The sequence below is a fragment of the Streptomyces sp. NPDC127190 genome (genome assembly GCF_042672505.1).
Classification (GTDB): Bacteria; Actinomycetota; Actinomycetes; order Streptomycetales; family Streptomycetaceae; genus Streptomyces.
Window position 1 is genome coordinate 162,306 of record NZ_JBHXVE010000011.1, and the last position, 22,603, is coordinate 184,908.

General features: G+C 70.8%; 20 protein-coding genes. 5 read left to right on the forward strand and 15 right to left on the reverse strand.

Annotated elements, in window-relative coordinates; all coding sequences use genetic code 11:
- Nucleotides 1-12: 12 nt before the first annotated feature.
- The 3 genes from glmS to ACFVIU_RS19180 form a co-directional block, all read right to left on the reverse strand.
- Nucleotides 13-1,830 (reverse strand): glutamine--fructose-6-phosphate transaminase (isomerizing), encoded by a 1,818-nt coding sequence (glmS, locus tag ACFVIU_RS19170; protein WP_385843773.1) that lies wholly within the window; start codon nt 1,828-1,830, stop codon nt 13-15.
- Between the two features lie 13 nt (nt 1,831-1,843).
- Nucleotides 1,844-2,101 (reverse strand): hypothetical protein, encoded by a 258-nt coding sequence (locus ACFVIU_RS19175; RefSeq protein WP_385843774.1) that lies wholly within the window; start codon nt 2,099-2,101, stop codon nt 1,844-1,846.
- A gap of 85 nt (nt 2,102-2,186) precedes the next feature.
- The gene (locus ACFVIU_RS19180) at nt 2,187-3,047 is read right to left on the reverse strand and encodes a DUF4429 domain-containing protein (protein WP_385843775.1); all 861 of its coding nucleotides are present in this window, start codon (nt 3,045-3,047) and stop codon (nt 2,187-2,189) included.
- A gap of 62 nt (nt 3,048-3,109) precedes the next feature.
- Here ACFVIU_RS19180 and ACFVIU_RS19185 point away from each other — a divergent pair, with 62 nt between their 5' ends.
- The gene (locus ACFVIU_RS19185; protein ID WP_385843776.1) at nt 3,110-4,705 is read left to right on the forward strand and encodes a beta-N-acetylhexosaminidase; all 1,596 of its coding nucleotides are present in this window, start codon (nt 3,110-3,112) and stop codon (nt 4,703-4,705) included.
- Here ACFVIU_RS19185 and ACFVIU_RS19190 read toward each other — a convergent pair.
- From ACFVIU_RS19190 to ACFVIU_RS19225, 8 genes are all read right to left on the reverse strand, one after another.
- Nucleotides 4,681-6,465, reverse strand: a complete 1,785-nt coding sequence (locus ACFVIU_RS19190) for an IucA/IucC family protein (RefSeq protein ID WP_385843777.1) — start codon at nt 6,463-6,465, stop codon at nt 4,681-4,683. The two genes, ACFVIU_RS19185 and ACFVIU_RS19190, sit on opposite strands and share 25 nt — an antisense overlap.
- A complete protein-coding gene (locus tag ACFVIU_RS19195; protein WP_385843778.1) occupies nt 6,462-6,986 on the reverse strand; it encodes a GNAT family N-acetyltransferase in 525 nt (174 codons plus the stop codon). The genes ACFVIU_RS19190 and ACFVIU_RS19195 overlap by 4 nt, the downstream gene beginning before the upstream one ends.
- The gene (locus tag ACFVIU_RS19200) at nt 6,983-8,275 is read right to left on the reverse strand and encodes a lysine N(6)-hydroxylase/L-ornithine N(5)-oxygenase family protein (RefSeq protein WP_385843779.1); all 1,293 of its coding nucleotides are present in this window, start codon (nt 8,273-8,275) and stop codon (nt 6,983-6,985) included. The genes ACFVIU_RS19195 and ACFVIU_RS19200 overlap by 4 nt, the downstream gene beginning before the upstream one ends.
- A complete protein-coding gene (gene desA / locus ACFVIU_RS19205; RefSeq protein WP_385843780.1) occupies nt 8,259-9,701 on the reverse strand; it encodes a lysine decarboxylase DesA in 1,443 nt (480 codons plus the stop codon). Before desA ends, ACFVIU_RS19200 begins: the two co-directional genes overlap by 17 nt.
- A gap of 114 nt (nt 9,702-9,815) precedes the next feature.
- Nucleotides 9,816-10,637: a siderophore-interacting protein gene (locus tag ACFVIU_RS19210; RefSeq protein ID WP_385843781.1), complete on the reverse strand. Its 822-nt coding sequence runs from the start codon at nt 10,635-10,637 to the stop codon at nt 9,816-9,818.
- A 19-nt stretch (nt 10,638-10,656) separates the two neighbouring features.
- Nucleotides 10,657-11,694 (reverse strand): ABC transporter substrate-binding protein, encoded by a 1,038-nt coding sequence (locus tag ACFVIU_RS19215; protein WP_385843782.1) that lies wholly within the window; start codon nt 11,692-11,694, stop codon nt 10,657-10,659.
- Nucleotides 11,695-11,761: 67 nt separating this feature from the next.
- Nucleotides 11,762-12,463, reverse strand: coding sequence for a VOC family protein (locus tag ACFVIU_RS19220; RefSeq protein WP_385843783.1), 702 nt, complete (start codon nt 12,461-12,463; stop codon nt 11,762-11,764).
- A gap of 39 nt (nt 12,464-12,502) precedes the next feature.
- Complete coding sequence (locus ACFVIU_RS19225) at nt 12,503-12,967, reverse strand: NUDIX hydrolase (RefSeq protein ID WP_385843784.1); 465 nt, start codon at nt 12,965-12,967, stop codon at nt 12,503-12,505.
- 89 nt (nt 12,968-13,056) lie between these two features.
- Here ACFVIU_RS19225 and ACFVIU_RS19230 point away from each other — a divergent pair, with 89 nt between their 5' ends.
- Entirely contained in the window at nt 13,057-13,794 is a 738-nt protein-coding gene (locus tag ACFVIU_RS19230; protein ID WP_385843785.1) for a phosphotransferase, read from the forward strand.
- 53 nt (nt 13,795-13,847) lie between these two features.
- On the opposite strand, the gene ACFVIU_RS19235 is transcribed toward ACFVIU_RS19230, so the two are convergent.
- From ACFVIU_RS19235 to ACFVIU_RS19250, 4 genes are read right to left on the reverse strand one after another with little or no spacing between them, the layout of a single operon-like run.
- Nucleotides 13,848-15,008 carry an acyl-CoA dehydrogenase family protein gene (locus ACFVIU_RS19235; protein WP_385843786.1) on the reverse strand — a complete coding sequence of 387 codons (1,161 nt, stop codon included), beginning with the start codon at nt 15,006-15,008 and terminating at the stop codon, nt 13,848-13,850.
- A gap of 5 nt (nt 15,009-15,013) precedes the next feature.
- Nucleotides 15,014-15,958, reverse strand: coding sequence for a hydroxymethylglutaryl-CoA lyase (locus tag ACFVIU_RS19240; protein ID WP_385843787.1), 945 nt, complete (start codon nt 15,956-15,958; stop codon nt 15,014-15,016).
- The gene (locus tag ACFVIU_RS19245) at nt 15,955-17,871 is read right to left on the reverse strand and encodes an acetyl/propionyl/methylcrotonyl-CoA carboxylase subunit alpha (RefSeq protein WP_385843788.1); all 1,917 of its coding nucleotides are present in this window, start codon (nt 17,869-17,871) and stop codon (nt 15,955-15,957) included. Before ACFVIU_RS19245 ends, ACFVIU_RS19240 begins: the two co-directional genes overlap by 4 nt.
- 11 nt (nt 17,872-17,882) lie before the next feature.
- Nucleotides 17,883-19,499, reverse strand: coding sequence for a carboxyl transferase domain-containing protein (locus tag ACFVIU_RS19250; RefSeq protein WP_385843789.1), 1,617 nt, complete (start codon nt 19,497-19,499; stop codon nt 17,883-17,885).
- Nucleotides 19,500-19,583: 84 nt separating this feature from the next.
- Between ACFVIU_RS19250 and ACFVIU_RS19255 the strand changes: the two genes are divergently transcribed.
- The 3 genes from ACFVIU_RS19255 (at nt 19,584) to ACFVIU_RS19265 (ending at nt 22,358) form a co-directional block, all read left to right on the forward strand.
- Nucleotides 19,584-20,183: a TetR/AcrR family transcriptional regulator gene (locus ACFVIU_RS19255; protein WP_385843790.1), complete on the forward strand. Its 600-nt coding sequence runs from the start codon at nt 19,584-19,586 to the stop codon at nt 20,181-20,183.
- Between the two features lie 103 nt (nt 20,184-20,286).
- Complete coding sequence (locus tag ACFVIU_RS19260) at nt 20,287-21,444, forward strand: acyl-CoA dehydrogenase family protein (protein WP_385843791.1); 1,158 nt, start codon at nt 20,287-20,289, stop codon at nt 21,442-21,444.
- 47 nt (nt 21,445-21,491) lie between these two features.
- Nucleotides 21,492-22,358, forward strand: coding sequence for an acyl-CoA thioesterase (locus ACFVIU_RS19265; protein WP_385843792.1), 867 nt, complete (start codon nt 21,492-21,494; stop codon nt 22,356-22,358).
- The last annotated feature ends 245 nt before the right edge of the window (nt 22,359-22,603 follow it).

Sequence of the window (22,603 nt, forward strand, 5' to 3'; positions counted from 1 at the left end):
GCCCCTAGGGAATTACTCCACCGTCACCGACTTGGCGAGGTTCCTCGGCTTGTCTATGTCACGGCCCAGGGCCTTCGCCGTGTGGTAGGCGAGGAGCTGGAGGGGGATGCCCATCAGGATCGGGTCGAGCTCGTCCTCGTTCTTGGGGACGACGATCGTCTGGTCGGCCTTCTCCTGGTGCTGGTGGGCCACCGCGAGGATCTTGCCGCTGCGGGCCTTGATCTCCTCCAGGGCCGCGCGGTTCTTCTCCAGCAGGTCGTCGTCGGGGACGATCGCGACCGTGGGCAGGGCCGGCTCGATCAGGGCCAGCGGGCCGTGCTTCAGCTCGGAGGCGGGGTAGGCCTCGGCGTGGATGTAGGAGACCTCCTTCAGCTTCAGGGAGGCCTCGCGCGCCACCGGGTAGCCCCGGACGCGGCCGATGAAGAGCATCGAGCGGGCGTCGGCGAACTGCTCCGCCAGCTTCCTGATCTCCTCCTCCTGCTCCAGGATCTCGGCGATCTGCCCGGGCAGCCGGCGCAGACCCTCGATGATCCGCTTGCCGTCGCGGACCGAGAGGTCGCGGGTGCGGCCCAGGTGCAGGGCGAGCAGCGCGAAGGCGACGGTGGTGTTGGTGAAGCACTTGGTGGAGACCACGCAGACCTCGGGGCCCGCGTGCACGTACACGCCGCCGTCGGCCTCGCGGGCGATCGCGGAGCCGACCACGTTGACGACGCCGAGGACCCGCGCGCCCTTGCGCTTCAGCTCCTGCACGGCGGCGAGGACGTCGTACGTCTCACCGGACTGGGAGACCGCGATGTACAGGGTGTCGGGGTCCACGACCGGGTTGCGGTAGCGGAACTCGGAGGCCGGCTCGGCGTCGGCGGGGATCCGGGCCAGCTCCTCGATCATCTGGGCGCCGATCATGCCCGCGTGGTAGGAGGTGCCGCAGCCGAGGATCTTCACCCGGCGGATCCGCCGGGCCTCGCGGGCGTCCAGGTTGAGGCCGCCGAGGTGCACGGTGGAGAAGCGGTCGTCGATGCGGCCGCGCAGCACGCGGTCCACGGCGTCGGCCTGCTCGAAGATCTCCTTGTGCATGTAGGTGTCGTGGCCGCCCATGTCGTACGACTCGGCCTCCCACTCCACGGTGGTGGGCTCGGCGGTGGTGCGCGTGCCCTCGGTGGTGTAGGTGCGGAAGTCGTCGGCCTTGAGGGTGGCCATCTCGCCGTCGTCCAGGGTCACTATCTGGCGGGTGTGGGTGACCAGGGCGGCGATGTCCGAGGCGACGAACATCTCCTTCTCGCCGATGCCGAGGACGACCGGGGAGCCGTTGCGGGCCACCACGATCCGGTCCGGGAAGTCGGCGTGCAGCACGGCGATGCCGTAGGTGCCCTCGATCACCCGGACCGCCTGGCGGACCTTGTCCTCCAGCTTCTCGGCGGTGGAGCGGGCGATCAGGTGGGTGAGGACCTCGGTGTCGGTCTCGGAGAGGAACTCGACACCGTCCGCCTCCAGCTTGCGGCGCAGGTCGGAGGCGTTGTCGATGATGCCGTTGTGCACGACGGCGACCTTGTTGTCGGCCGACATGTGCGGGTGGGCGTTGACGTCGGAGGGGGCGCCGTGGGTGGCCCAGCGGGTGTGGGCGATGCCGGTGGTGCCCTTGAAGCGCGCCGGGACCTTGGCCTCCAGGTCGCGCACCCGGCCCTTGGCCTTGACCATCTTCAGGCCGGGCGCCTTCGGGGAGGTGACGACGATGCCCGCCGAGTCGTAGCCGCGGTACTCCAGCCGCTGGAGGCCCTCCAGCAGGAGGGGGGCCACGTCACGCTTCCCGATGTATCCGACAATGCCGCACATATATACGTATCTCTCAGCCGTAGACCATGCGGCGCAGCTGCCGGAGGGTCAGCTCCGGCGGTGCCACCGCCCGGTATCTCAGGTCCGCCTCGATCCGTTCGAAGATCTCCGTGTTCACCAGGCCCTGGGCCTGGAGCTCGCGGTGGCGGCGACGGACGAACTCCTGGATCGTCTCGTCGAAGTAGGCGAGCACGTCCTGGATCACCCGCAGCGCCTCGCCCCGGTTCAGGGGCGTCGAGCGCGTCAGATGATCAACAAGTTCGTCGTGCACCCGGTAGATCCTGGGGTACCGGGCGCGGTTTCGCAAGAATCGTGCCCGATTTCGGGCAGAGGTACCGGCTGATGTGGTCTGCGTCTCACATGCGCCGCAGAATCGCCTGCTTGGCCAGCGCGAACTCCTCCTCCGTCAGGATGCCGTCGCGGTGCAGCTCGCCCAGCTCCCGCAGCCGCCGCAGCAACGCGTCATGGCTGTCGTCGTGTATGTCCGTGGACAGTTCCTTCTGTACGGGTATGTTCTTCGCCGGGTGCGGCAGCCGGGCCTGTACGGCGGCGGCCACCAGGGCCATCAGCGGGTCCTTCTTGAACCCCCACAGCTCGATCGCGTTCGGGTCGAACTTGGCCGGAGGCGTCTCCGGGGCGCCGCGCACCAGGAAGCGGAGGTGGCCGTTCTCCAGTCCGACGGCCGGCTGCCAGGCCACGCCGGTGAGGTCCGTGAGCGGGATCGTCCGCGGGCCGGTGGCGGCCTTGGCGCCCTCGGTCTTCCAGTTCCACTCCAGCCGCACTCGCTGCCCGTCGAAGCTCGCGGTGCCGTCGCCGGCCGAGGCGGACATCGGCAGGGCCGGACCCGGCAGCAGATAGTCGTCCACCGGGTCCGCGGAAACCTCCTCCAGCAGCAGGGCGTTGCGGACCTCCTCCGCGAAGTACTCGGCGACGCCGTACCGGTCGGGCTCCACGGTCAGCTGATAGGGGTCGAGCGGGTCGGCGAGCCGGCCGCCGGTCGCCTGGAGCAGCGGATCGGCGCCGTCGCGCAGCCGCAGTCGCAGCCGCCCCGACCGCCGGCCCTGCTCGAAGGCGATCCCGGCCAACGCCCGCAGCGGCACCACCAGTTCGCCCAGCTCCCGGCGGAACGGGTCGACGCCCTTGTCCCGGCCCGGAGTCAGCCGCAGGGTGTCCGCCTCGAAGGCCCAGGTGCCGTCCTTCTGGATGATTTCCGCCATGGGGGGATTGTTTCACCGGATCTGCGGGACAGTGGTCTCGACCACATCCGAAGGGAGCGCAAGTGAGACGCGACCACGGCACGACTCCCCGCATCACCCGCATCCTCGGCGCCCTGCTGCTCGCCGCGGCAGGCGTGTCCACCGTCGGCGCCGCACCCCCGGCCGCCGCCGCACCGGCCCTGCCCGGCCGGGTGATCCCGGCGCCCGCCTCGGTCACGCCGGGCACAGTGCCGTACCGCATCACCCGCGCCACCCAGGTGCACGCCGACGACTCGGCCGAGGTCCGCCGGATCGGCGGCTACCTCGCCGGCCTGCTGCGACCGTCCACCGGCTACCGCCTGCCGGTCACCGGCCCGGGCACCGGCGGGATCCAACTGCGCCTGCGGAAAGGCGACTTCGGGGCGGAGGGATACCGGCTGAGCAGCGGTCCACTGGGCGTGACCCTCACCGCGAGCGCGCCCGCCGGTCTCTTCCACGGCGTGCAGACCCTGCGTCAGCTGCTCCCGGCGGCCGTCGAGCGCAGAAGCGTGCAGCCCGGCCCGTGGGTGGTCCCGGGCGGCACCATCGAGGACCGGCCCCGCTACGCCTACCGGGGCGCCATGCTCGACGTCGCCCGGCACTTCTTCACCGTCGCCCAGGTCGAGCGCTATATCGACCAGCTCGCCCTCTACAAGATCAACGAGCTGCATCTGCACCTCAGCGACGACCAGGGCTGGCGCATCGCCGTCGACTCCTGGCCCCGCCTGGCGGCCTACGGCGGGGGCACCGAGGTGGGCGGCGGCCCCGGCGGCTACTACACCAAGGCCGACTACCGGCGGATCGTGCGCTACGCGGCCGCCCGCTATCTGGAGGTCGTCCCGGAGATCGACATGCCGGGCCACACCAACGCGGCCCTCGCCTCCTACGCCCCGCTGAACTGCGACGGCGTGGCACCCCCGCGCTACACCGGCACCCACGTCGGCTTCAGCTCGCTGTGCGTGGGCAAGCAGGTGACGTACGACTTCGTGGACGACGTCGTCCGCGAGCTGGCGGCGCTCACCCCCGGCCGCTACCTCCACATCGGCGGCGACGAGGCCCACTCCACCAGTCACGCCGACTACGTCACCTTCATGGACCGGGTGCAGCCGGTCGTCGCCCGGTACGGCAAGACGGTCATCGGCTGGCACCAGCTCACCGGCGCCCGCCCGGCCCCGGGCGCCCTCGCCCAGTACTGGGGCCTGGACGGCACCAGCGCCACGGAGAAGGAACAGGTGGCGCGGGCCGCTCGCAACGGCACCGGCCTGATCCTGTCCCCGGCCGACCGGATCTACCTCGACATGAAGTACACCAAGGCCACCCGGCTGGGCCTCACCTGGGCGGGCCTGGTGGAGGTGCGGCGGTCCTACGACTGGAACCCGGGCGCCTATCTGCCGGGGGCGCCCGCGTCGGCGATCAGGGGCGTGGAGGCGCCGCTGTGGTCCGAGACGCTGAAGACCTCCGCCGACCTCGAGTACCTGGCGTTCCCGCGCCTCGCGGGCGCCGCCGAGCTGGGCTGGTCCCCGGCGGCCAGCCACGACTGGGACGCCTACAAGGTGCGGCTGGCGGCCCAGGGCCCGCGCTGGGACGCCCTGGGCATCACCTACTACAGGTCGCCTCAGGTGCCCTGGCCGGCGCGCTGAGCGAGCGGGTTCCCGAGCGTGCCGACGAGCTGGAGCGCGCCGGACGGGTCGGCGAGGTCCACCATCTGCCGGTTGTTCCGCAGCTGGAGCCGGTTGAGGCAGGACAGCGCGAACTCGGGGGCGAAGATGTCGTACTGCCGGAACTTCTCGGCCAGTTCCGGCGCCGACTCCTGGTACGCGCGGGTGACCTCGGCGACCGTGTCCCAGAACTCGTCCTCGGTCAGGAACCCCTCCTCGGCGAGGTGCGCGGCGAGGAACCGGAAGAAGCAGTCGAAGACATCGGTGAAGAGCGACAGCAGCTTCTGGTCCTCCGGGACCTCGACGCGGATCCGCCGCACCTCGGGCGGCAGTACCGCGTCGGGGTCCATCACCACGATCTCCTCGGCGATGTCCTTGTAGACCGCCCGCTGCACCACGCCGTCCTTGAGCACCAGGATGACGTTCTCGCCGTGCGGCATGAACGCCAGGTCGTAGGCGTAGAAGCTGTGCAGGAGGGGGGTGTAGTAGGCCCGCAGATAGCGCCGCAGCCACTCGGCGGGGGCGAGCCCGGAGCGGGTGATCAGCGCGCCCGCGAAGGAGGCGCCCTCGTGGTCGGTGTGCAGCAGTGAGGCCATGGTGGCGAGCGACTCGCCGTCCCCGAGCGAAGCCACCGGGCTCTCCCGCCACAGGGCGGCCAGCATCTTGCGGTACGGCGAGGAGCGGTCGGTGGCCCGCTCGTACTCCAGGTGCCGGTAGCCGACGGCCGCCCGCTCCCGGATGATCGTCAGACCCGTCGACTTCAGCACCGGGTCGTTCTCGACCAGCTGGGCCAGCCAGTCGTTGATGGCCGGGGTGGCCTCCATGTAGGCGGCGGACAGGCCGCGCATGAAGCCCATGTTGAGGACGGACAGGGCCGTCTTCACATAGTGCTTCTCGGGGTGGGAGGTGTTGAAGAAGGTCCGGATCGACTGCTGGGCCAGGTACGCGTCGTCGCCCTCGCCGAGACAGACCAGATGGCGCCGGGCCACCTCGGCGGCGAAGGTGACGGAGAGCTTGTTCCACCACTGCCACGGGTGGACGGGGATGAGGAGGTAGTCGTCCGGGTCGAGCCCCTGGCCGGTGAGCACGGCGCGGAAACGGTTCAGCGTGGTCTCGCCCAGCTCCTCCCGCAGGAATGTGCCGTACTCGATCCCCGCCCCCGCCGTGAACGCGGCCCGCGACCGGTGCGCGGCCAGCCACACCAGCCGTACCGGGCGCGCGGTCTCCGGCGCGTACGACAGGTACTCGTGGACGCCGAACCCGAGCCGCCCGTTGTTCGCGACGAAGCAGGGGTGGCCCTCGGTCATCCCGGTCTCGATGGCCTGGAAGCCGCTGTCCGCCAGCTCGGCGGAGGTGATCGGGGGCTTGGTGAGCTTGTAGCAGGTGCCGGAGAGGGTGGAGGAGATCTCCTCCAGATAGACCGGCAGGATCTCGTCGCTCAGCCCCAGGGACTCCTTCAGCTCGATGAAGAAGTCCAGTGCGGAAAGGGGGAGTTCGGCGCCGTCGCGGTGCCGGGTGACGGACTCGGCGTCGACCTGCCAGTGGTCGAGGGCGCGGCGGACGGCCCGGAACCGGTAGACGGTGAGCCCGTCGTCGCTGCGGACGGCGTACCCCTCGCCGTCCGGCTCGGGGGTGATCAGGCGTTCGTGGGCGAACTCGGCGAGCGCCTTGCGTATCAGCAGGCGGTTGGCGGTCGCCCAGCGCTCGGGGGAGAGGTGGGCCACGGCGTCGGCGAGGTTCATGCGGCCACCGCCCGCAGGAAGTCCTCGCGGGTGCAGAAGCTCAGCAGCGCCTTCTTCTCCGGCTTCTGGATCTCCCGGTCGGGCACGAACCCGACGGCCTTGTTCAGGGCGTGCACCGCCGTGTTGCGCACATCGGGTTCGACCACGACCCGGGTCACGGCCGGGTCGGCGAAGAGGTGCTCCATGACGGCGGTGATGACGGCCCGCGTGAACCCGTGCACCGGGGTGTCCGTGGGCGCCACCAGGAAGTGCATGCCGGTGTCGCCCGGCTCCGGCTCGTAGAGCCCGGCCAGCTCGCGGTGCGCGGGGTCGTACCGCTCCATCAGGAAGACCGGCCGGCCGTCGTGCAGCCCGAGGAACGCCTCGTGGTGCTCGTCGGCCGCGATCTCCAGGTAGGCCCGCTCCACGTCCTCCAGCCGGGCGTCCTGCATCATCCAGAACGCGGCCTTGGGGTGCGTGACCCAGCCGTGCAGCAGCTCGGCGTCCGTCAGCGGGTCGAGGGGACGGATGGTGAAGGTCATGCTCCGAACTCCTGGAAGGCGATGGTCTTCTCGACCGGGTAGTACTCGGTGCCGAGCAGCTCGCGGATGATGTACGCGTTCCGGTACGGGCCCATGCCCAGGTCCGGAGAGGTGATGCTGTGCGTGTGGACGCCGGCGTTCTGGAGGAAGACGCCCCGGCCGGTGTGGTCGACGGAGTAGTTGCGGGCCACGTCGAAGCGGCCGTGGCCGTCGAAGCGGAGCCGGTCGCGGACGGGGTCGAGGAAGGCCGGGGGCGTGTAGTGGTAGCCGGTGGCCAGCACCAGCGCCTCGGAGCGGATCTCGAAGTCCTTGCCCTGCTCGTCCTGGCGGAAGCCGAGGGTGAAGGCGCCGTCGGTGTGAGAGGCGCTGGTGAGGGAGGAGTTGGTGAGCAGCCGGGTGGGCACCGGCCGGTCCCCGCTCTCCACGTTCTTCTGGTAGAGCAGGTCGAAGATCGAGTCGATCAGGTCCGAGTTGATCCCCTTGAACAGGCCCTTCTGCTGCTTCTCCAGCCGGTAGCGGGTCTCCTCCGGCAGGGCGCGGAAGTAGTCGATGTAGTCCGGGGAGGTCATCTCCAGGGTGAGCTTGGTGTACTCCAGCGGGAAGAACCGCGGGGAGCGGGTGACCCAGTTGAGCTGGTAGCCGTGGTCGTCGATCCCGGCCAGCAGCTCGTAGTAGATCTCGGCGGCGCTCTGCCCGCTGCCGACGATCGTGATGGACCTCTTCCGCTGGAGCTCGGCCTTGCGGTGCATGTACTGGGAGGTGTGGACGACATCGCCGGCCAGCCCCCGGCACGGCTCGGGAACGAAGGGCACGGTCCCGGTCCCGAGGACCAGCCGCCGCGCCCGGTACGTCCGGCCGCCCTCGGCACGGACGACATACACCTCGCCCGTCTCGTCGTACGACACCTCGGTGACCGTGGTGCCGAAGCGGACGCAGCTCAGCTTGCCGGCCGCCCAGCGGCAGTAGTCGTCGTACTCCACCCGCAGCGGATAGAAGTTCTCCCGGATGTAGAACGAGTACAGTCTGCCCTTCTCCTTCAGGTAGTTGAGGAAGGAGTACGGGGAGGTGGGGTCGGCGAGGGTGACCAGGTCCGACATGAACGGGGTCTGGAGATGGGCGCCGTCGAGGAACATCCCGGAGTGCCACTCGAAGTCGGGCTTGGACTCCAGGAAGACGCCGTCCAGTTCGGCGATCGGCTCGGTGAGGCAGGCGAGGCCGAGGTTGAAGGGGCCGAGCCCGATCCCCACGACGTCGTAGGTCTTCTCCGGGGCTTCAGCAAGCGCGGTCAAGGGACTCTCCCAGGTACTGCTCGGCATGGCCGGCGATCAGGTCGAGGACGGCCGCGATGTCGGCCGTCGTGGTCTCGGGGTTGAGCAGGGTGAACTTCAGGTAGTGGCGGCCGCCGACCGTGGTGCCCGCGACGACGGCGTCCCCGGAGGCGAACAGGGCCTTGCGGGCGTGGAGGTTGGCGCGGTCGATCTCGGCGGGGTCGGTGACGGCCGCGGGGATGTAGCGGAAGACCAGGGTGGACAGGGTGGGCCGGACCACGACGTCGTAGCGCGGGTCGGCCGCGAGCAGCTCCCAGCCCTCGGCCGCCAGGTCGCACACCTCGTCGAAGAGGGCGCCGATGCCGTCCGCGCCCATCACGCGCAGCGTCAGCCACATCTTCAGGGCGTCGAACCGCCGGGTGGTCTGGAGGGACTTGTCGACCTGGTTGGGGATGCGCTCGGTCACCATGCGGCGCGGGTTGAGGTAGTCCGCGTGGTAGGTGGCGTGCCGCAGGGTGGCCGCGTCCCGGACCAGCAGGGCGGAGGAACTCACCGGCTGGAAGAAGGACTTGTGGTAGTCGACGGTGACGGAGTCGGCGCGCTCGATGCCGTCGATGCGGTCCCGGTACTTGAGGGAGGCGAGCAGTCCGCAGCCGTAGGCGGCGTCCACGTGCATCCAGACCCCGTACTGGGCGCACAGCGCGGCGATCTCCGGCAGCGGGTCGATGGAGCCGAAGTCGGTGGTGCCGGCGGTGGCGACGACGGCCATCGGCACCAGGCCGTCCCGGGTGCAGCGCTCCAGCTCGCGGGCGAGGGCGACGGTCTGCATGCGCTTGTCGTGGTCGACGGGCACGGTGACCACGGCGTCCGGTCCCAGCCCGAGCAGTTTCGCGGACTTCTGCACGCTGAAGTGGCCGGCCTCGGAGGCGAAGATCCGCAGTTTCCCGGGCTCCTCGCTCTTCGCCTCCTCCCGGGCCAGCAGCAGCGCCTGGAGGTTGGACTGGCTGCCGCCCGAGGTGAACACGCCGTCGGCGGCGGGGCCGAGCCCGATCCGCCGGGCCGTCCAGTCGACGATCCTGCGCTCGATGAGCGTGCCGCCGGCCGACTGGTCCCAGGTGTCCAGCGAGGAGTTGACCGCGGAGAGCACGGCCTCGCCGAGTACCGCGGGGATGACGACGGGGCAGTTGAGGTGGGCGAGGTAGCGGGGGTGGTGGAAGTAGACCGCGTCCTTCAGATAGACCTCCTCCAGCTCGTCCAGGACGGCGGCGGTGTCGCCCAGCGGCCGGTCGAGGTCGATCGCGTCGACGCGCGGAGTGAGGGCGTCGACGGTGACGCCGGTGAACGGACGGTCGGTGGTGGCGAGTTTGGCCGCCACCCGCTCGACTCCTTCGGTCACGGAGCGGCGGTACTGCTCCGCGGTGAGGCCATTGAGCAGGTGCGAGCGCATGTGGGGGTCCTCCGAGGGGACAGTCCGTGCGGGGGGTTCTACTTAGGTTAGCCTAACCTAAGTTCTTTGGATCAAGACATGCGTGATCCGTGACCGGCGTCACGCGCAAGGGAGTTACCCGGCGGCCCGCAGCTGGTCCTCCGTCATGCCCTGCCGCCAGTACCCCACAAAGGTCACCCGGCGCCGGTCGGCCCCGCACTCCCCGACGAAGTGCCGCCGCAGCGCCTTCACCTGACCGCTCTCCCCGGCGAGCCACACATACGGCCGCTCGGCGCGGGGGAGCGGGGCGGCTCGTACGGCATCGACGGCCATGGGGGACCCGTCGTGCCGTACGAGCCACGTGATCTCCGCGTCCGCCGCCGTGCGCACGTCCTGGATGTCCCCGGCGTGCGGCACCTCCAGCCAGGCCCGGACGCGGGTACCGGCCGGAAGGGCCTCCAGGACCGCGGTCGCGGCGGGTACGGCGGTCTCGTCACCGCACAGCACCACGAGATCCGTGTCCTCGGGCGGCCGGAACCGGATGGCCCGGTTGTCGGCGACGGCCGGACCGAGCAGCAGCACCCGGTCCCCGGCCGTGGCCCGCTCGGCCCAGCGGGAGGCGGGCCCGGCGGGCCGGTGCAGGGCGAAGTCGACATCGATCTCGTCGGGATCCCGGCGCAGCGCGCGCAGCGTGTACGACCGCATCACCGCCCGCACGTCATCGGGCAGCTCCCGCCACCCCTGCCACCACTCGTCCCCCAACTCCAGCGGCACGACGGGAGCCTGCTGCCCCGGGTGCGGCAGGAACAGGGACAGCGACTGGTCGTATCCGTCGGACCGGAAGGCGTGCAGATCGGGTCCGCCGAAGGTGACCCGGACGAGAGACGGCCCCAGCCGCCTCGTCCGTACGACCTCGAGAGAGAAGAACCGGAAAGGGGCGGCTACGGCCGTCGTCATGGGGGCTCCTGTGTGTGGCTCAGCTGACCTTCTTGGCCTTCTCCAGCGCCTCGGCGAGGTTCGTCAGCAGGGGTACGCACTTGTCGTACGACAGGATCGGCTCGGGGGACCGCGCGATGACCTGGCCCGCCTTCACCGCGGGCAGCTTCTTCCAGGTCGGCTTGGTGATGTCCGCGGGCTGCATGGCCGACGACCGGTCGTCCATCATGATGATGTCGGCCGGGTACTTGTCGACGTTCTCCCAGCTCAGCGACTCGTACCAGCCGCCGCCCTGCTTCTTCGCACTCTCCGGCGGCTCCACGAAGTTCACGCCGAGGGCCTTGAAGTACTCCAGATCGATGGAGAGGTTGGTGCCGGAGACGTAGAACAGCTGGTCGCTCGCGCTGCCGGCCATCACCTTGATGCCGGGCTTGGCCTTGGCCGCCGCGCGCAGCCGGGCGGCGGCCGCCTCGAACCGCTTCTTCGCGTCCGTCACCTTCTTCGCCCTCATGTCCGCGCCCAGCGACGCGGCGAGGTCCCACATGCGCTGGAGCGGCTGGGTGAGCTGGCGGTCGTAGACGGAGAGCGCGACGCTGGGGGCCAGCTTGGCGATCTTGTCCTTGGACTCCTCGGGGACGTACCAGAGGGTGCCGGCGCCGTCGAACATGGTCGTGATGAGCACGTCCGGGGCGAGGGAGGCGTACTTCTCGATGTTGAACTGGCCCCAGGTGTTGCCGAGGACCGTCACCTTGCTGACATCCATGTCGCCGGCCTGCACATCGGCCTTGCCGTCCGAGGTCTTCGTCGGGCCGAACACGCCCTTGACCTGGATGCCGTAGTCGTAGAGGGCGGCGCCGACACCGGTGAACGCGACGATGTTCGCCGGGACCCTGTCGAGCTTCACCGTGGTGCTGCGGTCGTCCTTGAAGGACCAGGGCCCGGACGCGCCGTTCTTCGCCGTACCGCCGCTTTTGGCCTTGCCGTCCCCGCAGGCGGCGAGCGCGGCACCGAGGCCGAGAGCGCCGCCCGCGGCGAGGAGGCCGCGACGAGTCGGATGGGAAGCACGGGCGTTGGGCATGGGTATGACTGCTTTCGACCGGGGCGAGGCGCCCGCCGGACACGTTTGAAGGTAGGTTAGCCTAACCTCAGTCGATCTCCCAGAGGGTGCCCTGAGACGGGCCGGCCACACCGACACACGCCTCGTTCCCCTCGGGATCGGCCAGCACCCAGTTCGACGGCGCGTCGGCGTCGTTCACCAGACGGCCCCCGGCCGCGAGCGCCGCGGCGATCCGCGCCTCGGCCTGGTCGTACGGCACCCACACGTCGACGTGCACCCGGTTGCGCTGCGGACGCGGCGCGTCCATCCGCTGGAAGTAGAACGGCGCCCCGCGCCGCCGCGGATCGATGAGATCCTCCCCACTGCCCGCCCGGTCCTGATAACCGAGCAGGGCCCGCCAGAACGCCACCACCCCGGGACCGGCGAGGGCGTCGACGGTGACCTGGACGGTCTGCACGGCGGACGGATCGGCCGGTACGCCCAGCGCACGAGCCACGTCGGAAATCCGCCGGGCCAGCTCCACATGCCGTTCGGTCAGCCCGTAGTAGTCGTCCGTGACCGCGATCAGCCGTACGGTCACCCCCTCCTGCCGCACATCCACATCCGGGTGCTCGCCGTCACCCGCCGGTATCTCACTGATCGCCTGCACGAACCGGGCCCCGGCCACGAACGACCCGGTCCGGAAATACGCACACGCCCCCTCACCCACGACCCGCCAGTCCTCGACCCCGGCACTCCGGTGGAACTGCTGCGGCCGGATGCGGTGGGTATTGCTCGGTGTGTTGGTCATGGGAGGACGGTAGTGGGCGGGTCTGACAAGTCCCGGGCGTCAGGCGTGACTTGGGCGCGGCTCGACGGTGGCCTCCCTGCTGGCGAGCAGCAGTGCCAAGGGGCCGCCCTGGAGGAGGAAGCGGCCTGCGTCGACAGCCTTGAGCGCGTCATCCAGGGACCACCACGTGAGCGTGAAGTCCGCTTCCCACGGCATGAGCTGCTGTGGCCCGAGGGTCAGCTGCGTGGCCTCGAACAGGTGCAGTCTGGCGGGCGAGTCGGGGACCATGACGTACGAGCCCAGGGGTCGCCAGGACTCGGCGACGATGCCGGCCTCTTCTCGGAGCTCGCGGCGGGCGCACTCTTCAGGGGTCTCGCCGGGTTCCGCCTTGCCGCCGGGGAGGAACAGGTACTCGCCTCCATGCCGGGGGAAGGCTGCGGTCAGGACGGCGACCCGTCCGTGACGGTCGCGTGCGACGATCACGGCGGCATCGGGCTTGGTGTCACTGCCGGGGACGTGGTCCATGCTTCGGCAGCGTAGCTGTGGGATCCATGAGCAGTGCGGCGAACGGCACGTTCAGCACGGTGGGGTGGGCGGTCAGGCAGGCTGGGGGGATGGCTGAGTCGCTCTTGCCCGGAGGTTTCGTCAATGCCGTGGTGCGGGTCGGGGAAACGGTGCGCCGGCCGGTCTCGGCGCGTACGGGGTTCGTGGGGGAGTTGCTGAGGTTGCTGGAGGCCAGGGGCTGGAGTGGTGCTCCGCGGTATCTCGGTGTGGACGACGAGGGCCGTGAGGTGCTCGGTTACCTCGAGGGCCATGTGGCATGGGAGCCGCGACAGCCCGCTGCCGTGTCCTCGGACGCAAGTCTGGTGACGGTCGCCCGGCTCGTGCGGGACTTCCACGACCTGACGGCCGGGACCCCGCTGGCCGGTGACCGGGAGGTCGTGTGCCACAACGACCTGTCGCCGAAGAACACCGTCTACCGGCTGCGCGGGGGCGAACTTCGGCCGACGGCGTTCATCGACTGGGACCTTGCCGCGCCGGGTGAGCGGATCCAAGACATCGCCCATGTCTGCTGGCAGTACCTCGGCCTGGGCCCCTCGGTCACCGACGTCGGGGAGGCAGCCCGGCGCATGAGGCTGATCGCCGACAGCTACGGGCTGTCCGACCGGCAGGATCTCGTGGCCACGATCCTGTGGTGGCAGGACCGGTGCCGGCGGGGCATCGAAGCCGGGGCCGACGCGGGTGACATCGCCATGGCCCGGCTCCGTGACGCGGGGGCCGTGCGGGAGGTTCAGGCGGCCCGTCAGTGGGTCTCCGAACACCGGGAGGTGCTGGAACGCTCACTGAGATGACCGCTGGAGGGGGACTTCGGTCCGTGGGCCCCTCCAGCGAGTACTTCCGTGCCTCAGCTCACCAGCCCCAGCTCCCGCGCGATCAGCATCCGCTGGACCTCGCTCGTGCCCTCGCCGATTTCCAGGATCTTGGAGTCGCGCCACATGCGGGCCACCGGGTACTCGTTCATGAAGCCGTAGCCGCCGTGGATCTGCGTGGCGTCGCGGGCGTTGTCCACGGCGACCGTGGAGGAGTACAGCTTGGCCAGGGCCGCCTCCTTCTTGAAGGGTTCGCCGGCGACCAGGCGGGACGCCGCGTCGCGCCAGGCGAGGCGGGCCGTGTGGGCCTTCATCTCCATGTCGGCGATCTTGAACTGGATGGCCTGGTTGGCGCCGATCGGACGGCCGAAGGCGTGGCGTTCCTTGGCGTACTTGACCGACTCGTCGACGCAGCCCTGCGCCAGGCCCGTGCCGAGCGCCGCGATGGCGATGCGGCCCTCGTCCAGGATGCGCAGGAACTGGGCGTAGCCGCGGCCCTCCTCGCCGAGCAGGTTGGCGGCGGGCACGCGGACGTCCTGGAAGGACAGCTCACGGGTGTCGGAGGCGTTCCAGCCGACCTTGGAGTAGGGCGCGGCGACCGTGAAGCCGGGGGTGCCGGAGGGCACGATGATCGAGGAGATCAGCGGCCTGCCGTCCGGCTTGCGGCCGGTGACCGCGGTGACTGTCACCAGCCCGGTGATGTCCGTGCCGGAGTTGGTGATGAAGCACTTGGAGCCGTTGATCACCCATTCGTCGGTGTCCGGGTCCAGGCGGGCCGTCGTCCGGGTGGCGCCGGCGTCGCTGCCGCCCTCCGGCTCGGTCAGTCCGAACGCGCCCAGGATCTCGCCCGCGCACAGCCGGGGCAGCCACTCGCGCTTCTGCTCCTCGGTGCCGAAGAGGTGCATGGGCATCGCGCCGAGCGAGACCCCGGCCTCCAGGGTGATGGCCACCGAGGAGTCCACCCGGGCCAGTTCCTCCAGGGCGAGGCCGAGGGCCAGATAGTCGCCGCCCATCCCGCCGTACTCCTCCGGGAACGGCAGCCCGAACAGGCCCATCCGGCCCATCTCGCGGACGATCTCGTACGGGAACTCGTGCCGCTCGTAGAAGTCGCCGATCTTCGGCGCCACCACGTCGTGCGCGAACTCCTCCACCGTACGGCGGAGTTCCTCCAGCTCGGGGCTGAGACGGTGGTCCATGCTGATCACTGGTCCTTGTGGGAGAGAGCGCGGACGGTACGGGAGGGGCTGGGGCGGCCCAGCTGTTCGGCCATCCACACGCTGGTGGCGGTCAGACGGCCGAGGTCGACCCCGGTCTCGATGCCGAGTCCGTGCAGCATCCAGACGAGGTCCTCGGTGGCGAGATTGCCGGTGGCGGACTTGGCGTACGGGCAGCCGCCGAGGCCGCCGGCGGACGCGTCGACCGTCGTCACGCCGTGCTCCAGGGCCGCGTAGGTGTTGGCGAGCGCCTGGCCGTAGGTGTCGTGGAAGTGCACGCCGAGCACGTCCGTCGGCACGCCTTCCTCATCGAGCAGACCGAGCAGGGCGCGGACGTGGCCGGGGGTGGCGACGCCGATGGTGTCGCCAAGGCTCAGCTCGTCACAGCCCATGTCCCGCAGCGCGGTGCAGACCCGGGCCACCTGGTGCAGCGGGACCGGGCCTTCCCAGGGGTCGCCGAAGCACATCGACACATAGCCGCGGACGTGCGCGCCCGCGTCCTTGGCCTGCCGCACCACCGGCTCGAACACGGCCAGCGACTCGTCCAGAGTGCGGTTGAGGTTGGCCTTGGCGAAGGACTCGGTGGCGCTGGCGAACACGGCGATGCGCTCGGCGCCGAGGGCCAGCGCGCGGTCCAGGCCGCGCTGGTTGGGCACCAGCACCGGCAGGGCCACCCCGGGCAGGCCGCTCACCATGGGGAACAGCTGCTCGGCGTCAGCCAGTTGGGGCACCCACTTGGGGTGCACGAAGCTGGTCGCCTCGACGGTCGTCAGGCCCGCGTCGGCCAGCCGGCGGATGAACTCCGCCTTGACCTCGGTCGGGACGGCCGTCTTCTCGTTCTGGAGGCCGTCGCGCGCGCCGACCTCGTGGATCCGCACCCGCGCGGGCAGGCCGGACGCGGTTACGGCCATGGGCAGACCCTGCGCGCTCACTCCGCCACCTCCTCGTGCGGGGTGACGACGGCCAGCACCTGGTCCATGGCGACCGTCGTCCCCGGTGTCACATCCAGTTCGGCGACCGTGCCCGCGTGCGGGGCGGAGATGACGTGCTCCATCTTCATCGCCTCCACCACCAGCAGGCTCTGGCCGGCGGCCACCTCGTCGCCGACGGCGACCTTCACCACGGTCACGGTGCCCGGCATGGGCGCGGTGAGGGAGTCCGCGCCCGCGTGGGCCGAGCCGCTGAGCGACGCGGCCACCGGGTCGTGGTCCCGGACCAGCCAGGCCTCGCCGTCCCGGCCGAGCCAGTCACCGGCGCGGTGGAAGGTGTGCCGGACCCCGTCCAGGGTGACGCCGACCCGGTCCTCGGTGACGGTGTGCGTGCCGCGCGGGCTGTACCGCACCGGGTCCTGCACCCGCAGGTGGAAGGCGGGCGGCTTGGGGGTGCCGCCCAGGCGCCAGCCGTTCGGCACCGAGAACGGGTCCGTCCAGCCGTCGGTGCGCGGCTTCAGCCGCTCCAGCCGCACGGCCGCCGCCGCCTCGTACACCTCCTCCGGTACGTCGGTGGAGACCAGGTCGTCCACCGCGCGCTCGACCAGGCCGGTGTCCAGGTCGCCCTGGACGACCGCCGGGTGGGCGAGCAGGCGGCGCAGGAAGCCCGCATTGGTCGGCACGCCCAGGGTGACCGTGTCGGCGAGGGCCGCACGGAGCCTGCGCAGCGCGGTCGCGCGGTCGGGGCCGTACGCGATGACCTTGGACAGCATCGGGTCGTACAGGCTGCCGACCTCGGTGCCCTCGCTGAGCCCGGAGTCGGTGCGGACGCCCTCGCCCTGGGGCTCGTGGAGCCTGAGGACGGTGCCGCCGGAGGGCAGGAAGCCGCGGGCCGGGTCCTCGGCGCAGATGCGGGCCTCGACCGCGTGCCCGGTCAGGGTCACGTCCTCCTGCGCGAAGCCCAGCTTCTCGCCGGCCGCCACCCGCAGCTGCCACTCGACCAGGTCCAGGCCGGTGACCAGCTCGGTGACCGGGTGCTCCACCTGGAGACGGGTGTTCATCTCCATGAAGTAGTACGACGAGGGGTCGCCGCCCGGCACGATGAACTCCACCGTGCCCGCGCCCCGGTACCCGCACGAGCGGGCCGCCTGCACGGCCGCCTCGCCCATCGCGGCCCGGGTCTCCTCGTCCAGGAGGACGCTCGGCGCCTCCTCGATGATCTTCTGGTGGCGTCGCTGGAGCGAGCACTCGCGCTCGCCGAGGTGGACCACGTTGCCGTGGCCGTCGGCAAGCACCTGGATCTCGATGTGCCGGGGCCGGTCGACCCACCGCTCCACCAGCAGCGTGTCGTCGCCGAAGGAGGCGCGGGCCTCGCGGCGGGCGGCGGCGATCTCCTCCTCCAGCACGGTCATGTCCCGCACCAGCCGCATGCCCTTGCCGCCACCGCCGGCGGAGGGCTTGAGCAGCACGGGCGCGCCCAGCGCACGGGCCGCCTCGGCCAGCTCGGGGTCCCGGCCGCCGGGCACCACCGGCACCCCGGCCGCCTGCACCGTCTCCTTGGCCCGGATCTTGTCGCCCATGAGCGCGATCGCGTCCGCGGACGGGCCGATGAAGACCAGCCCCGCCTCCTCGCAGGCGCGCGCGAAGGCGGCGTTCTCGGCGAGGAAGCCGTACCCGGGGTGGACCGCCTGGGCGCCGGTGCGGGCGGCGGCCTCGAGCAGCCGCTCCACCGACAGATAGCTCTCGGCCGCGGGCGCCGGACCGATCCGTACCGCCGTGTCGGCCTCCCGGACGTGCCGCGCGTCGGCGTCGGCGTCGGAGAAGACCGCCACCGAGCGCACGCCCAGCGAGCGGAGCGTACGGATGACGCGTACGGCGATCTCGCCCCGGTTGGCCACCAGCACTGTGTCGAACACGGTTCCCCTCCTCACATCCGGAAGACGCCGAACTGGGGGTCTCCCAGGGGCGCGTTGGCACAGGCGGTCAGGGCGAGGCCCAGCACCTGGCGGGTGTCCATCGGGTCGATCACGCCGTCGTCCCAGAGGCGGGCGGTGGCGTAGTAGGCGTTGCCCTGGCGCTCGTACTGCGCGCGGATGGGCGCCTTGAAGCTCTCCTCGTCCTCGGCGGGCCACTCCTCGCCGCGCGCCTCCAGTTGGTCGCGCTTGACGGTGGCGAGGACCGACGCGGCCTGTTCGCCGCCCATGACGGAGATCTTGGCGTTGGGCCACATCCACAGGAAGCGGGGCGAGTAGGCCCGGCCGCACATCGAGTAGTTGCCCGCGCCGTACGAGCCGCCGACCACCACCGTCAGCTTCGGCACGCGCGTGCAGGCCACCGCGGTGACCATCTTGGCGCCGTGCTTGGCGATGCCGCCGGCCTCGTAGTCCCTGCCGACCATGAAGCCGGAGATGTTCTGGAGGAACACCAGCGGGATCCCGCGCTGGTCGCACAGCTCGATGAAGTGGGCGCCCTTCTGGGCGGACTCGGAGAACAGGATGCCGTTGTTGGCGACGATCCCGACCGGGTGGCCGTGGATGCGCGCGAAGCCGGTGACGAGCGTCTGCCCGAACTCGGCCTTGAACTCGGCGAACCGGGAGCCGTCGACCACGCGCGCGATGATCTCGCGGACGTCGTAGGGGGTACGGCTGTCGACCGGGACGGCGCCGTACAGCCCGGCCGGGTCGACCTTGGGCTCCACCGCCGACCGGACCTCCCACGGCAGGGACTGCCGGGCCGGGAGGGTGGCGACGATGTTCCGGACGATCCGGAGCGCGTGCGCGTCGTCCTCGGCGAGGTGGTCGGTGACGCCGGACACCCGCGAGTGGACCTCGCCGCCGCCCAGCTCCTCCGCGGTGACGACCTCGCCGGTCGCCGCCTTCACCAGCGGCGGGCCGCCCAGGAAGATGGTCCCCTGGTTGCGGACGATCACCGCCTCGTCGCTCATCGCGGGGACGTACGCGCCGCCCGCCGTGCACGAGCCGAGGACGGCGGCGATCTGCGGGATCCCGGCGCCCGACATCCGGGCCTGGTTGTAGAAGATCCGCCCGAAGTGGTCCCGGTCCGGGAACACCTCGTCCTGCATCGGCAGGAAGGCGCCGCCGGAGTCCACCAGGTAGACGCACGGCAGCCGGTTGTCCAGGGCCACCTCCTGGGCGCGCAGGTGCTTCTTCACGGTCATCGGGTAGTACGTCCCGCCCTTGACCGTGGCGTCATTGGCGACGATCACGCACTCGCGCCCGCTGACCCGGCCGATCCCGGCGATGACCCCGGCGGCCGGGGCCTGTCCGTCGTACATCCCGTCGGCCGCGAGCGGAGCCAGTTCGAGAAAGGGCGAGCCTGGGTCGAGCAGCGTGTCCACCCTGTCCCTCGGCAGCAGCTTGCCGCGCGCGGTGTGCCGGGCCCGGGCCTTCTCGCCGCCGCCGAGTGCCGCCGCGGACAGCTTGCCGCGCAGCTCCTCGACCAGGGCGAGATGTGCCTCTTCGTTGGCCCGCCAGGCTTCCGACGCGGGATCGGCCGCGCTGTGAAGCTCCGGTGCCTCCTGCATCCTGCGGTCCCCTCACCGGTTAATGAGCGTTAACCATTTCCTCCAGGTTAACGACCGCTAACCTCGCTGTCTAGAATTGATGGCATGGTCACCAGAACCGACGCCACGACCCGCCGCGAGCAGATCCTCAAGGAGGCCGCCCGGCTCTTCGCCGAGCGCGGCTTCCACGGCGTCGGGGTCGACGAGATAGGCGCCGCCGTCGGCATCAGCGGCCCCGGCCTCTACCGGCACTTCCCGGGCAAGGACGCGATGCTGGCCGAGCTGCTGGTCGGCATCAGCGGCCGGCTGCTGACCGGGGCCAAGCGGCGGCTGGCGGAGTCCGACGGCCACACCGGCCCCTCGGCGGTCCTGGACTCCCTCATCGAGGGCCATATCGACTTCGCGCTGGACGACCGTCCGCTGATCACCCTGCACGACCGCGAGCTGGACCGGCTGCGCGACAGCGACCGCAAGCTGGTCCGCCAGCTCCAGCGGCAGTACGTCGAGCTGTGGGTCGAGGTGGTCCGGGAGGTGTACCCCGGTCTGTCGGAGCCCTCGGCCCGCTCGGCCGTCCACTCCGTCTTCGGCCTGCTGAACTCCACCCCGCACCTGGGCCGCGCCGGCACCCTGCCGAGCCGTGCGGCGACGGCGGCGCTGCTGCACCGGATGGCGCGCGGGGCGTTCGGGGCGGCGCAGGGCGACTGACGCGCCCGCCCGCGTGGTCAAGCTCACCCTGGACGGCTGGGCCTACCCGTCGGTATCTTCGAATCTGAGCAAGCGCTTAGACAGGTACCTGGAGGTGGGCGGCGTGCGCCGTACGGTGTTCAACGAGGATCACGAGGCGTTCCGGGAGACCCTGCGCGCCTTCATCGAGGCCGAGGTCGTCCCCGTCTACGACGAGTGGTTCGCCGCCGGCCAGGCTCCCCGCGACTTCTACTACAAGCTCGGCGAGCTGGGCATCTTCGGCATCAACGTGCCCGAGGAGTTCGGCGGCGCGGGCCTGGACAGCCACAAGTTCGAGGCCGTCCTGTACGAGGAGACCGCCCGCGCCGGCGTCCAGTTCGGCGGCTCCGGTGTGCACGTGCTGCTCGCCCTGCCGTACATCAAGATGCTCGCCACCGACGAGCAGAAGAAGCGCTACCTGCCGAAGTTCGTCACCGGCGAGGAGATGTGGGCCATCGCGATGACGGAGCCGGGCACCGGTTCCGACCTCGCGGGCATGAAGTCCACCGCCAAGCTCTCCGAGGACGGCACCCACTACGTCCTCAACGGCGCCAAGACCTTCATCACCGGTGGCGTGCACGCCGACCGCGTGATCGTGTGCGCCCGCACCGCCGCGCCGACCGCCGAGGACCGCCGGCACGGCATCTCGCTGTTCGCCGTGGACACCAAGTCCGAGGGCTACTCGGTCGGCCGCAAGCTGGACAAGCTGGGCCTGCGCACCTCCGACACCGCCGAGCTGGCCTTCGTCGACGTCAAGGTGCCGGTCGAGGACCTGCTCGGCGAGGAGAACAAGGGCTTCTACTACCTCGGCCACAACCTGGCCTCGGAGCGCTGGGGCATCGCCTTCGGCGCCTACGCCCAGGCCAAGGCCGCCGTCCGGTTCGCCAAGCAGTACGTGCAGGAGCGCACCGTCTTCGGCAAGCCGGTCGCCCACTTCCAGAACACCAAGTTCGAGCTGGCCGCCTGCCAGGCCGAGGTGGACGCCGCCGAGGCCGTCGCCGACCGCGCCACGGAGGCCCTGGACGCCGGTGAGCTGACCCCCGCCGAGGCCGCCTCCGCCAAGCTGTTCTGCACCGAGGTCGCGCACCGCGTGATCGACCGCTGCCTCCAGCTGCACGGCGGCTACGGCTACATGAACGAGTACCCGATCGCCCGCCTGTACGCGGACAACCGCGTCAACCGCATCTACGGCGGCACCAGCGAGATCATGAAGTCGATCATCGCCAAGGACATGGGCCTGTAAAAGGCCCGCGAGACCGAGGAAACGACTGGCGGGTACAACTGTCTGCCATGAGCCAGGCACTCCAGGATCTCCTCGATCTGCTCGACCTCGAGCCGATCGAGGAGAACATCTTCCGCGGCCGGTCCCGCTCCGCCGTGGTCCCCCGGGTCTTCGGCGGACAGGTGGCGGCGCAGGCGCTGGTCGCGGCCGGCCGGACGGTCCCCGCGGACCGTCCCGCCCACTCCCTGCACGCCTACTTCCTGCGCCCGGGCGACCCCGGCGCGCCCATCGTCTACACGGTCGACCGCATCCGCGACGGCCGCTCCTTCACCACCCGCCGGGTGGTCGCGGTCCAGCACGGCAAGCCGATCTTCCATCTCTCGGCGTCCTTCCAGACGTACGAGGAGGGCCTGGACCACCAGGCCCCGATGCCGCCCGCCCCGGACCCGGCGTCCCTGCCCACCTCGCAGGAGCGGCTGCGCGGCTACGACCACCTCGCCCCCGACGTCGTCGAGCGCTTCCTGGAGGCCCGCGAGGCGATCGACCTGCGGTATGTGGACGAGCCGCCGTACGGCGAGTTCGGCGCGCCGCGCGAGCCGCACAGCCAGGTGTGGTTCCGCACCAACGGCAAGCTGGACGACGACCCGCTCCAGCACGTCGTCCTCGCCACCTACGTCTCCGACATGACCCTGCTCGACTCGGTGCTGCTCGCGCACGGCCGCGGCGGCTGGGCGGTCGGCGACGTCGTGGGCGCCTCGCTGGACCACGCGATGTGGTTCCACCGCCCCTTCCGCGCCGACGAATGGCTGCTGTACGACCAGGAGTCGCCCTCCGCGCACGGCGGCCGCGGCCTCGGCCAGGCCCGGATCTACACCCAGGACGGACAGCTCGCCATCACGGTGATCCAGGAGGGCGTCGTCCGCGTCCCGCGCTGAGCCGTTCCGCCCGGGTTGCGCGTGCCCCGTGGGGGTCTAGGCTCATGAGTGAAAGCCGCAGTGGACGGCATGCCCGGCCGACGAGGTACCGAATCCTTTCGGACCTCAGCCGCACACCCGGGGCGCGTGAGGCGCACGGGTGACTCGCAGGCGTCGGCGGTGCCCGCCGTTCCAAGGAACGATCTGCGGTGAACCTGAAGACCGTGCCGCGATCGCTTTCCACCGCACGCGGTGACGGCCATCCA